A 13,124-nucleotide genomic window follows, 5' to 3' on the forward strand; every position below is an offset into this window, starting at 1 on the left:
ACTTACTTAACTTATTATCAGATGAAAAACGTTCAACCAATGATCATTGCAATAGCTGGTGGTAGCGGTTCTGGTAAGACAACAATCACCCAATCAATTATTGCAAAGATCAAAAGTGATACCAAACTAAAAGTAGCAACTGTTTGTTTGGATAACTACTATAAACCGTTTAGTGAACTGACTCTTGAAGCTAGAAAAAAACTAAACTATGATGATCCTAATAGCTTTGATTTTGATCAAGTTTATCACGATCTATTAGCACTAAGCAATAACCAAATAATCAAGATGCCGATCTATGATTATAAGAATTACACTAGATCAGATAGCTTTAGCGAGATCAGTCCATCTGATGTAATTTTATATGAAGGAATCTTATCTTTATATGACCCAAGAATCTTGGAATTATCTAAATTTAAGTTATTTATAGACACCCCATCAGATGAACGACTAGCGCGTAGAATCGAACGAGATTGTTTAGAACGCGCTAGAGATATTAAACAAGTGTTAAACCAATGGCGTTCTCAAGTTCGAGTGATGCACCGTAAGTATGTGCAAAAACAAAAAGAAGAAGCTAACCTAATATTGCCTTGGTATACCTTAAATAACCAGGGAATGAATATTATTCAAAACGCGATTATTCAAATCGCTAACCATAATGAGTTATAAACTTACCCATCACTCACGAATTAGAGCAATCCAACGATTGGTGTTAAAAGAAAAAAGTGAACTATTCATTGATGTTGAAATTAATGAAATTTTAAGCGATATTATCCCTTATTATGTCGATAAAAAGAACTTTGCTTATTTTGAAATTCCTAAAAAATTCTTAATTAACAAACAAAAAAGAACATACGCGATTGTCGATCTAAACAATCGCGTAATTACTAGCATCACTCCAATCTCACCAAACAAGTTTATTAAAATCTATGGTATTGGTTAATTATTACTCATCAATTAAATATTCATAATCACAGATTACGATTACATCATTAGGTTCAGCACCCATACTTTTTAGTTGGTCTTCTACACCTAATGATTTAATTTTTTGTCCTAATCTAGTGATATTATCTAATGTAGTTTGAGGAATCTTCTTGAATCAGTATGTCAGTTTTTTAGATGAAACAATTCAGCGATTTTCCCCGTCTTTTGTTACATCTAGCGGATCATCATCAATCGGTTTTTCCCCATCGTAGTAATAAACTTTTTCAGCTACCATCGGGATCGAGAACGGGTTTGTTTCAGTAGTTGTTGATAACGTTTTTTCGTACAACTCAAACACACGATCAACAAGGCTGTTCACATCACCATTAATTGCTGAGATTGAACTGATATCAATCTTTTTCTTGGCAAGATAACTTCTTAACTTATTGAAGTTTTCAATCGCTCCATCAACATCCATTTTATTAGCGACTACTAGCATCTTTTTATTCACAAGTAGTTGTGAATATTTTCTTAATTCAGTCATGATCTTTTCATAAGCATCAATCACATCATCATGATCAATCGGGTTCATTGAGATAAGATGAATCAAAACTTCACAACGCTCTACGTGGCGTAAGAAATCATGACCCAGCCCATAACCTTCACTAGCATTCTCAATCAATCCAGGGATATCAGCAAACACTAAACGTTTATCATTATGTTCAACGATCCCCAAGATCGGAACTAAAGTAGTAAATTGATAGTTAGCAATTTTTGGTTTAGCATTAGACAGTTTTGATATTAAAGTTGATTTACCAGCATTGGGATAACCAACAATTCCAATGTTGGCTAAATACTTTAATTCTAATCGTACGGTTTTCTCTTCACCTTCATCGCCTAATTCATACAAGTTAGGTGCACGTAAGGTTGATGATTTAAAAGCGGCATTGCCTCTGCCACCTTTTCCACCATGACAGATTACGTATTCTTGTTTATCGCGAACAAGATCAACAATTACATCATTGGTTAGTTCATCATATACGGTAGTTCCTATCGGAACTTTAATATATTTATCCATTCCGTTTTGTCCAGATGCTAAATCAGGTTTACCATTATCCCCATTGCTAGCCCTAACGATCTTGGAATACTTCAAACTTAATAAGGTTGATTGGTTGTGGTCAGCAACTAAAATAATATTTCCGCCTTTTCCACCACTTCCACCAGCAGGCCCACCCTTATCATAGTGAGCTTCTCTTCTTCAGGCAATGATCCCATCACCACCATTACCAGCAATTAATTTTAATTGACAACGATCGATAAATTGCATATTCTATATCTTTATAAATTATTTATTCTCATCAGAAATTGTTATAGTTTGTTTTTCAGGTTTTTTTAGTTGTTTAATCTGTTCACTGCGTTTGTTTTTATTCTTTTTTTCTTCAAGAAGATCATTTAGATAAACATAATCATTTCTAAAATCAAATCTGATCATAATTCTGTTGGTAATGAATACCAACAGAAAAAAACTAATACAAAAAACAGCGATTACAAGCACGATCCGACCAAAGATGATTAATCCCTGGTTAGCAAACTTAAAAAGCCCTGAAAGAATGATCGTAATCATTGCTATACTAAAACTATAAGTTAATGGAATTAGATCATAACCGGTTTGCTTAAGAACGTATTTAATCAATAAGATTATTATCAAATAAAAACCTAAAGGAGGAATGATAAATGCTAAGATCAGTAAATTAAAGTTCTGTTGGTTAATCATCTGATCGCTGGTAACAATCACCCCTTCACCAAGTAATCAGTTAAGTTTTAAAAGATTAAACTCACCCAATAAAACTCAGATCAACACATAATAAACCACCACAAAAATCAAGATGAAAAGCGTTGTGATCCATGGCTTGGTTTTTTTGTATTGCGAGCTTTTGAAATAATCCATAAATTACGTTCTAATTATATAAAAATAAGCTATTAAACTATCTAGATTGAATTAAAAAAATCAATCAGCAAATTGCTGATTGATTAAGTTTATTATAGCTTTATTTAAAGAGCGTCTCGCGTGCAGCCATTACAGCAAACACAGCACCAACAATTGCGCCCACACATAACAAGATTAAAAAAACAACGATCATAATCTTTGTTCATTGTGGTAACTTATCAAGTTTAGAACTACTTTGGTATTCATAAACCTCATTGCGGTTATCTGCTTTAGGATCGATTTGTAGTTGTTCTTGTTCTTGAATTAATTTGGTGTGGCTTTGTTTAACCTCATCAAGATCAGGTTGATTGGTATGCTCGATATACTCTTTTGCCATTGCTTATCTAAATAAATCTAATTACTTTTGGTTTTTTGCTTGTAAGTATAATGCACGTAGCATTGGTGATAAACCAAGACCAGCTTGGTTAGAACCAGTTCCAGCAATATCACAGTGAACTAGATCAACACCTTCAGCAAATTCGTTTAAGAACATTGCAGCTCTTGATGAACCAGCATGAGGCCCATTAGTTGAGTTAACAATATCAGCTAATGGAGTTTTTAGCATCTCTAAGTAGTCATTGTGCATTGGTAATCTTCAAACCGCTTCACCAGCTGTAAATGCGTTTTCTTCAAATTCTTTTCAGAACTTATCAGATGTTGAGAACACTCCAGTGTAAGTTTTACCTAGAATGTAACTCATTAATCCAGTTAATGTTGCAACGTCATAAATTCTTGTTGCTTTAATATCTAATGCAGCATATGAAATTGCATCAGCTAACACTAATCTACCTTCAGCATCAGTGTTATCAATTTCGACAGTTTTCTTGTTGTAAGCTACTACGATATCATCTGGACGTTGCGCTTTTGGACCGATTGAGTTTTCAGTTAATGGAGCTAATGCTACAACATTAGTTTTAACTTTGTTTTTAGCTAGCGCTAAAACAGTTGACATCACGATCGCTGCACCTGACATATCATATTTCATATGTCTCATGTGAGGACCAGTTTTAAGGTTCATACCACCTGAGTCATAAGTAATACCCTTACCAACGTAAGCAAATTTTTCTTTAGATGATTTGTTGTTTAAGTATTCAACAACTAAGAAACGACATTCTTTATCAGAACCTTTGTTAACTCCGTATAGAAGGTTAAGACCCATCTTTTTAACTTGTTCGTTGTTGTATACTGAAACTTTTACAGATTTAAGGTCTTTGAATTCAGCTTTGAAAATATCAACAAAACTTTCTGGGTATAAAACATCAGAAGGAGTGTCTTGCAGTCTTCTTGATAAAGTCATAGCTTCAGCTACGTTTTTAGCAGCTTCATAAATTGGTTTGAACTCTTTTGAAACTTTAACTACAAAGCTTGGCTTAGTATCTGGTTTAGTTTTTCTTGTAAACGGAATTACGCTTGCATATTCAATCGCACAAGCAACTAATAATGCAACATTTTCTTTATCAGCACTAGTAGATGTTAAGAAGCTATCAAAATCAACTTCAACTTTGTCTTTTTGAGCGCTGAACATTTCAACTAGCTTCTTGTATAAATTTACTCCATCGTAGTGAGAAGTAAATTCAAATAGCACGATGCCATCTTCAGTTTTAAAAGTGTAATCTTTTAATTTATTATTTACTTTTGCTTGGATTAATAACAACTTCTTTGAAGAAGATTGGGTTTTTTTTGAACTTTTTTGCATTTCTCGTCTTTCTATCAAATTAAATTAATCAACGTGTGATTATTTAATTTAAATTAAAATATAACTATATTTTATTAAGAATTTTAACATTTAAAAAACGTAAGTTGACATTAATGATAATTAATTTCAATAAAAACAACGATTAACAAGATGTCAAAAAAACTGATTAGCAAAAAGTTCGAACAAGTTCCTTTAGCTTTGAGCGGACTTTCATTAGGAACGATTGGTCTTGGCTTTAGCTGAGAAGCATTACTTACCCACTTCAAATTAATAAGTAATAACAATGAAAGTTATAAAACACCAACCTTAGTAGTTCTATTTATGTTGGCGCTATTATCACTTTTATTTGGAGTTATAACCGCAATCAAATATGTGGTTAATAAAAAACAATTTGTTGGGTTTTTACGAACCCCTAACCAGACTGGGTTAGTCTTTCCATTTTTTATGGCATTAGGCTTATTCGGTAATTTCTTAGGGTATCTGAATGTCAATTATTTTAATGCCAACTTCGCTTTTAGTGTCATTATCAATATTATTGTTGTGTTTGCAACGCTGTGTCATGTTTTGTGTTTAATTTATTTCATTAACGTGGTGTTAGCAAAACATGATCTAGAAAAAGATGAGGTATACACCTCATGAAATATACCTTTAGTTGGTTTGGGAATCTATTGTAGCTTTTATCCCAATCTAGGGGTTAAAAACGACTATTACTTAGCTTATTATCAAGTGCTTTGATTAATCTGCGCATTCTTGTTTATTGGAACGTTCTTCTTATTTGGATACAAGCTATTCTTTAAGGGTTATGCTAATAAAGAAGATATTAGCACAATGGCGATTATGGCTTCTCCAGCCAACTTATTATTAGTGGGATTTTTAAAGATCTTTGATCCGATAATCAAACAACAAGCATTATTAATTAACTTTTCGGTTACGGCATTTAATGTCATGATCTATCTGTTCTTATTCTTTTCAATGATTGGATTATTTATTTATTTTTTAGCCGCAATCAAAATGTTGGTAATGCGTAACTTCGGTTTTGGTTGAACCGCTTTTACATTCACTGGCACAATTAATGCAAGAGCATTCTTAGATACAATTAATCAAGTTGGTGTACCTAATAGTCTTTATTACATTTTATTAACGATTGCGATATCTTTAATTACTCTTGTAAGTTTACTTATTCTATTCTTAACGATTAAAACGTTTATTAAATTCAAATCGTGATTTGAATACGAAACCAAAGTTCATACCAGTGGTATGGTTTAGAAACAAAGATAAGATAAATAAGATTTATATGTGAAAATTAGAAAAAATTATCTGTTAATTTTTTCTAATTTTTTTGTCTTTTTTACATATCTTTAAGTGGATGGTTGTTAAGCTTTGTTTTATATTTTGTCTAGGTTTTATCCTATGGGGTTAGCGATCATCCTTGTTTTACTATTTGACTAATATAAATGTTTAAGTTTTATTTTTAAGAAGCTAAAGTGAAAGTTAGATTTCCCAAGTTAGGTGCAAGTTGATTGTCAATTGCTGAAACAATAATCTTGTTTAATCCTCTAGTTAGTTTTAAGGTTCGGTTAGATCCCATTACTGTGGTTGCTGATTCAGCAGTATCAAAAGTTTTTAACGTATTAGTTCAATCATTTTGTTTTGATATTAGATTGGTAATTCTTACAGCACCTGAAGTTTGTAATAACGTATTACCAGTGTTTGTTCTAAATTCTAGACTACGAGCTTCGCCAGAGTTATAGATTCCTGAAATGTGATATGAACCCGCTCTCAAGGCATTTACATAGAAAATGTAATTTCTAGTTGTTGGACTTGTTGCGCGGATATTTCCTTCTTGTGAATCAGTAGCAGTATCACTACCACCTAAATTACCAATTAGATATTGCGGTTGTTTCTGCACTACACCATCCAATGTTAAGTTGTTATTGCTTGAATAAAATTGTCTAAAAACGATCGATGAACTGTTAGCAAGACCATAACCTTTTAGAAGATTAACTTTGATAACACTAGGATTATCAGGAGATATGGTATTACCAAAGATATCGTTGTAGATCTTATCCCAAACCGTTGGATCAGTATGAGGAGCAGATGAAACATACATATTACCAATCAGCGGAATCGGTTCATTGTTTACAGTTCTAATTGATATCGTGTTAGTTCCAAATCTTAATTTAGTTAATGGTAATCTAGCAACGGTAATTCGATCAACGACTGTAGTAGGAATTCTTATTCGAGCACTTGCACTTTGATCAGCTCCATCACCACCATTTAAGCGGTAATCAAAAAATACTCTGTTATGAAATTGATCAATTGATTTATATGGGAAGTATAAATAACCTACAGGTGGTCCAAAGTAATCAAAGCTAAATTCATATCTTGAATCTGTTCGTTCTGATGGTGCTAAACTATAAATTCAGCCAATCCTACTTATTGCACTTGAATTATTAACGATTGCGTTAGGTTCTATATTCGTATTAGTGTTTGGATTAATTCAAATTTTTCTAGATGCAAATCTAAATGATCCGCTACTATTATCAACACTATAACCAACAGCACTATATTGTTGTGGTGATGGTTGATCTTTAGCAAATGTCACAACAAAATTTTGTGACAGTACATCAAAACGCTTGAATCCTAAAAAGTCATCAGCTTTTTGTTTTTCATTTGCTAATTTAGAGATGCTATTAGTAATGCTTTGAATATTATTAATTACAGCACTTTCAAACTCATTAACAGATTGTAAAGTATTAGCAATAATTACTTTACCTTGGTCATATATCGGTGCGATATTAGCTTTAATTGCGCTGTAGCAATCATCATTTAATGATGAGATAATTAAACTAGCACTTTGCATTTCAGCTTTTAATCTATTATATGCTGCTACTAATACTGAGTGATTGTTATCAAATTCGGTTTTATCAGCACTGGCTTTATTAATCGCTTCACGCAGTGTATTTATCGCTTCTTCAATCTGCATTGAAGTCGAATCAGGATTATCCATTACTGCTTTAGCAGCTTCATACGCATCATTTAAAGTGTTGCGGATTATTCGGTAATCTTCATACAATTGAACAGTTGTAGATTGGCTAGAAATTAAAATATTGAGCTGATTTTTAAGTTGTTCATCATTCTTTGTGTTGAGAACACTAGTTGTTGGCGGCTTTTCAATTATTTTTTTGAAGCGCTTCGCAACTAGATAAGCTCAAACCAAGGATAGATCCGATCTCTAATAGGCTAATCACCTTTAATAAATTCCTTTTCATCATTTATCTTTAATCAGCATATATGGTTAAATTCAACCGTAATCTAAATCAATATTCGTGTTGATATCGATTACTACGTTTAATTACTTTAAAAGTTAACATCAATGAGATATTAATAATTTATTTGGTGAAATTTTTATCTCACAATCTTAATTAAAATTATTTTTTATTTATAAATTTTTAAAATTTTTTATCAGTTGTCTGTAATGAGGAATAAATAAAAGATCAGAATTTTCTGATTAAAAATTCTGATCTGATTTGGGAATAATGATTAATTTTAATAACTTGTTTTTTTTGCTAAGTTAGTTATTTTAATTATGGAGTTATTAAAGAATCATTAAGCCTTAAATGTGAATGTTAAGTTACCTACGTTAGGAGCGTTTCCGCTATCAGCTGTTCCACCAGTAACAACAATTCTGTTTAGACCTTTTTGAAGGGTTAGTGCATTAGTTGTACTACTCATTGATTTCGTATCAAATTTCTTAACTTTGATGCTTGAGTTTGTTGCACTAGCAGTAATGTTAGAAATTGTAACTGTTGTAGATGCCTGTGCACCTGTAGGGAATGGTAATGTTCTAAATACTAAATCACGAGTAGCCAATGAGTAAGTGTATCCGCTAATAGTGTAAGAACCATCTTTTGGAGCATTTACATAGAAGGTGTAGCTTCTCTTGTCTCCATTAGTTGGTTTAACAATTGCCGAACTATTAACTGTTCCACCTAATCAACCAATGATGTTGTATTTACTTGTTCCTGTAGCACCATCAATACCTGCAGTCAATTGTCTAATCATTGTTTCGCTGTTATTAGCTAATCCATAACCTGATAGGAAATCAACTGAAACAGAATTCATATCTTCTGAATAACTATTACCAAAGATTGCGTTATAAACAGCATCATCATTGTTATTAGATGAACTAATGAAGAAGTTACCTACCATTGGAGCAGTAGCTTCGCTTACAGCACTAAATGAAATTTTGTTTTGACCAAATTTTAAATCATCTAATGGAACTTTGGCTACTTGGATACTATCAACTGTTGGAGCGTTAATTTTAACTGTACGTTCAATTGCAGCGTTTCTATCATTTAATTGATATGCAAATGAAACTCTACCAGTTGTTGTGTTTGCAAGTTTGAATGGGAAGTACAATCAAGCATTTGATGGTCCATAGTAATTAAATGTGAATGTATATGCATCAGTGGTTGCACTATCAAAATTATAAATCCAAGCAACGTCAGTTAAATCACCAGCAGCTGCAGCAGTTGTATTTCCGTCACCACTTCTAACTACTCTCTTACCGTATTTGTATGATGCATTATATGGTACTGAGAAAGCTGAGAAACCAAAGTTTGAAGGTTGAGTAGTTGCAGTTCCGCCAGAAAAATTAGTTTTTACTAATGCAAACTTTTGGAAGTTAGCAAAACTATCAGCAGTTTGTTTTCATTCAGCAAGTTTTGATGTTACTTCTGTAATTTGGCTACTAATAGAAGTTACGTTAGCTAAATTAATAGGTAAGCCATTATCAGCTTGTAAACCTAGTTTAACAAATGCTGTAGCTTGTTGGGATAAATCATTAACGTGAGACTTAATTGCGCTGTATTGAGTTTGAGTTAATGAAGTATTAATACCTTGAAGTAATTGTAACGATTGTTTAATTTGATTAAATGCAGCTAATAAATTAGCGTTAGTTTGGTTAAAGCTACTCTTCTGTGCTTGCGCTTGACTGATCGCATTTTGTAAAGCTACTGTAGCATCTGTTAATTCTTTTACCGTCGCACTTGGTTTAGAATAAACTGCATTAGCATCATCATAAGCTTTTTGTAAAGTTGATTGGATCGTTTTGTAATCATCATACATACCTAAAGTGGTTGCTTGTTGATTACCTAATAATCCTGATAACTGACTTTTAGCTTGGCTTACTGATGTAGCAGAACCTGGTTGAAGTAGAATTACTGGTTGAGTAGGAGTTGTCGTTTCATTTGGTTGAGAAGGGTTAACAACAGCGCCATTACCACTACCATTCTCATTGTTGTTTGGTTCAGATGGTTTAGTATCAAACGTTCCAGATTGGTTAACTGAACGAACAAGTGCACTACAACTAGCAGGAGCTAGTCCAGCAAACGACCCTAACCCAACAAGGCTTACTATTTTAAATAAACTTTTCTTTTTCATTCTTAATTATCTAATCAATAGATTTTATAGAAATGCATTAAATCTTTTATTTCTAACAAATAAAATTCAGAAATGTACTAAGTTTTTTCTTTTGTTGATCGAATTATAAGCTATATTCATATATCAAAATAGATATATCTAAACCTATGCTTCTCGCTACTATTATAATTATTTAAATAATTATTTTCTTTTTTTAGCTAAATAAATTTATTTAAAAAATCTATTAGATTAGCTAATTAAAAACTATCGCGAGGTTTTTTATCATCTAATAATTTGATGATTTCGTCAAATAACCTTTCTGGGTTATTTGATAATCGTTTGATCCTGCCTTTTTGCGCAACAGATATCTTTCCATTAGTTTCACTAACAATGAAAACGATTGCATCGGTCTTCTCACTCAATCCAACCCCAGCACGGTGACGAGCTCCATATGATACGTCTAGTAACTGACGAGTCATCGGAAAATAACTTGAGATCGATACCATCTTCATATCACGAATAATAATCCCACCATCATGTAGCGGAGAATTTTTGTTATAAAACACCGAGATGATAAACTCGGGCGAAAAATCTCCCATAATCTTATAACCAACATTAATGTAATAATCTAAGTTATCTTCACGCTCAATCGCGATGATTCCACCGATCTTATCAGCTGATAATTTAAGTAGGGAACTACTTAAATTATCATAAAAATCGTTAATCGATCTCTGATCATATTTTTTCTTAAAAATCTTTTTAAAGAAATTAAAAAACGATTCTTTTTCAGCTTTTTTTGAAAATACAAAGATAATAAATTGAATGATACTTACAACCATTATCACTAAAAAAGCTATTAAGATTAAGATCAGTAATGTTGAGTTTGGCATTAATTATTGTTCTATCAGATTATGATCGCGGTTTGTTATCTTCATGGATGGCAAAATCAATACGCTTTAAGCGTTTGTCAGCTGATAATAATTTAACATCAACTGTTTGTCCAATTCGGTATTTTTTATTACTGTTACGTCCGATTAATGTATCAGTATTTGGGTCATAACGGTAATAATCCCCGTTAATGTTGTTTAGTCTTACTAAACCTTCAATACCATTATCTAGTTCAACAAACATTCCAAAGTTAGTAATCGCATTGATCGTTACGTTGTTATATCATTGCCCTAGGAAATTATTCATATACTTCACGTATAAGAATGAATTCACATCACGTTCACAATCAACTGCAACTAATTCTTGTTTGTTAATTAATTCACATCATTCAACTAAATGAGTTCTTAATTCATTTCTTTGCATATCAGTGTATGCTTGTTTATCAAAAACAAACATTCAAAGAATGCGGTGAACGATATTATCAGCATATCTTCTGATTGGTGAAGTAAAGTGGGTATAATGTTTTGACGCTAATGAAAAGTGGCGAGTATTTTCAACTGAATAGTACGCCTTATTCATTGAGCGTAATAATAACTTGTTAATTAATTTAATCTGTTTATGTTCAGAGTTGTGACTTAATCACTTTTGAATATCGGTTGATTTAATAGCATTTAAATCACCAAAGATTTCAAACTCAAGCGCTCTTGCTCAGTTAGCAAAACTATTAAGTTTGTGCACTGCTGGTTTAGGGTGTACACGGTAGATAAAATCAAGGTTGTATTTGCTCGCAAATAAACACACGGCTTCATTAGCAGCCACCATGAAGTCTTCAATCATCTCTTGCGCTTCACCATGAGGTTTTTTTACGATATTAATTGGTTCAAAGTGCTTATCAAGTTCGATTGCGGTTTCATCTATATCAAATTGTAGGTAACCTCTTTTGACCTTCATGCGTCTTAAGATCTTAGCTAAGACTCTAGCTTCATCTAACATCTGACGAATTTTTGGATCAACATCTGTTAAATCACTTTTAGCTGTGAAATATTCATTAACTTGTTCATAGCTAAAACGCTTGTGTGAGTTAATGATTGCTGGGTAATATTCATATTGCATAATCTTACCAGTACCATCAATCATTAAATCACCAACTAATACGAACTTATCAACACCTTCATTAAGCGAACATAAGTCGTTTGATAGCTCTTCAGGTAACATCGGAATTACCTTATTCGCTAAATAAACTGAAGTTGCTTTAGATCTAGCACTACGATCCATAGGTCCATCAAACTTAACGTAGTGACAAACATCAGCGATCGCAACCTTTAGGTTGTAATTATCATGATCGATCTTTTTTACGTAGATCGCATCATCAAGATCAAGCGCTGTTGTTGGATCTATCGTAATAAAAGTTAGATCTCTAAGATCTTTACGAATTGCTTTTTGATGATCATCCAGTTCGTACTTCAAGCTTTTAGCTTCTTCAATTACATCCTTACTAAATGATGGTTCAATCAAGTGATTGTATGCGATCGCATCAATATCAATTCCTAGATCTTCTTTAGATCCGATCTTTTTAACTAAAGATGCTTTAATTACACCCTGGTTAATCTCAACGATCTCAAACATGATGCGATCGTGTTCTTTTAGTTCTAAGTAATGCTTGTCTAAAACAACCTTATAAATTAATTTAGGATCATCAGGTAATACTAAATATTCATCACCAGTATCTTCATAAGTACCCACATATCTAGTTCTAGATCGTTGTAAAACTTTCAGAATGCAAGCATCAGTTAGATCATGCTTGTATCAGTCATTTTGCACACTTAATGGGGCGAACTCAACTAAATCATTGTTTAAGGCGTTATTTAAATTAGTGTTGTGTACGTAGTATTTTGATAACTCTTCATCTTCTAATTTAATGAACCCGTTACCATTAGTACCAATCGCTAATCTTCCAACCATGATTTTATTTAAATCAGGTGCTGAATTCTGATAACCTAAAACAACTTTGTTGTTGGCTAATTTTTTCAAAGCGCCATTAGCTAACATTAAATCGATCTCGCGATAGATTGCTGTTTTAGTGTACTTATTATCAAGTTTTTTAACAATGATCCCAGGTGGAATTGGTTTTTTGTCTTCTAATCTTACAATTTGTAAGATATCATTAATGATCTTTTGTTTAGTTTGGTTGTTCATATCAGCATATTC

The 13,124-nt window shown here is 32.4% G+C and carries 11 protein-coding genes; 3 read left to right on the plus strand and 8 right to left on the minus strand.

Annotated elements, in window-relative coordinates:
- The first annotated feature begins 21 nt into the window (after nt 1-21).
- Together udk and P690_RS0101715 are read left to right on the plus strand one after the other, a co-directional pair.
- Nucleotides 22-666, plus strand: coding sequence for a uridine kinase (udk, locus tag P690_RS0101710; protein WP_027122073.1), 645 nt, complete (start codon nt 22-24; stop codon nt 664-666).
- A complete protein-coding gene (locus tag P690_RS0101715) occupies nt 656-940 on the plus strand; it encodes a hypothetical protein (protein WP_027122074.1) in 285 nt (94 codons plus the stop codon). Before udk ends, P690_RS0101715 begins: the two co-directional genes overlap by 11 nt.
- A 3-nt stretch (nt 941-943) precedes the next feature.
- On the opposite strand, the gene obgE is transcribed toward P690_RS0101715, so the two are convergent.
- The 4 genes from obgE to P690_RS0101735 all read right to left on the minus strand — a co-directional run bounded on the left by obgE (nt 944) and on the right by P690_RS0101735 (nt 4,604).
- Nucleotides 944-2,248 (minus strand): GTPase ObgE, encoded by a 1,305-nt coding sequence (gene obgE, locus P690_RS0101720; protein ID WP_027122075.1) that lies wholly within the window; start codon nt 2,246-2,248, stop codon nt 944-946.
- Between the two features lie 18 nt (nt 2,249-2,266).
- Complete coding sequence (locus tag P690_RS0101725; RefSeq protein WP_027122076.1) at nt 2,267-2,869, minus strand: MPN565 family protein; 603 nt, start codon at nt 2,867-2,869, stop codon at nt 2,267-2,269.
- A gap of 100 nt (nt 2,870-2,969) precedes the next feature.
- Complete coding sequence (locus tag P690_RS0101730) at nt 2,970-3,245, minus strand: hypothetical protein (RefSeq protein ID WP_027122077.1); 276 nt, start codon at nt 3,243-3,245, stop codon at nt 2,970-2,972.
- Nucleotides 3,246-3,266: 21 nt separating this feature from the next.
- Complete coding sequence (locus tag P690_RS0101735; protein ID WP_027122078.1) at nt 3,267-4,604, minus strand: leucyl aminopeptidase; 1,338 nt, start codon at nt 4,602-4,604, stop codon at nt 3,267-3,269.
- Between the two features lie 150 nt (nt 4,605-4,754).
- Between P690_RS0101735 and P690_RS0101740 the strand changes: the two genes are divergently transcribed.
- The gene (locus tag P690_RS0101740) at nt 4,755-5,870 is read left to right on the plus strand and encodes an SLAC1 family transporter (protein ID WP_027122079.1); all 1,116 of its coding nucleotides are present in this window, start codon (nt 4,755-4,757) and stop codon (nt 5,868-5,870) included.
- A gap of 205 nt (nt 5,871-6,075) precedes the next feature.
- Here the strand turns inward: P690_RS0101740 and P690_RS03955 are convergent, their stop codons facing one another.
- The 4 genes from P690_RS03955 to rnr all read right to left on the minus strand — a co-directional run bounded on the left by P690_RS03955 (nt 6,076) and on the right by rnr (nt 13,112).
- Nucleotides 6,076-7,824: a hypothetical protein gene (locus tag P690_RS03955; protein WP_245576664.1), complete on the minus strand. Its 1,749-nt coding sequence runs from the start codon at nt 7,822-7,824 to the stop codon at nt 6,076-6,078.
- Nucleotides 7,825-8,213: 389 nt separating this feature from the next.
- Nucleotides 8,214-10,049 (minus strand): FIVAR domain-containing protein, encoded by a 1,836-nt coding sequence (locus tag P690_RS0101750; protein ID WP_027122080.1) that lies wholly within the window; start codon nt 10,047-10,049, stop codon nt 8,214-8,216.
- A gap of 236 nt (nt 10,050-10,285) precedes the next feature.
- Entirely contained in the window at nt 10,286-10,918 is a 633-nt protein-coding gene (gene cdaM, locus P690_RS0101755) for a diadenylate cyclase CdaM (RefSeq protein WP_027122081.1), read from the minus strand.
- A gap of 19 nt (nt 10,919-10,937) precedes the next feature.
- Nucleotides 10,938-13,112 (minus strand): ribonuclease R, encoded by a 2,175-nt coding sequence (gene rnr, locus P690_RS0101760; protein ID WP_027122082.1) that lies wholly within the window; start codon nt 13,110-13,112, stop codon nt 10,938-10,940.
- Nucleotides 13,113-13,124 lie beyond the last annotated feature (12 nt).

Origin of the sequence: Mycoplasma imitans ATCC 51306 (assembly GCF_000518305.1) — a bacterium.
In the GTDB taxonomy this organism is placed as follows: domain Bacteria; phylum Bacillota_I; class Bacilli_A; order Mycoplasmatales; family Mycoplasmoidaceae; genus Mycoplasmoides; species Mycoplasmoides imitans.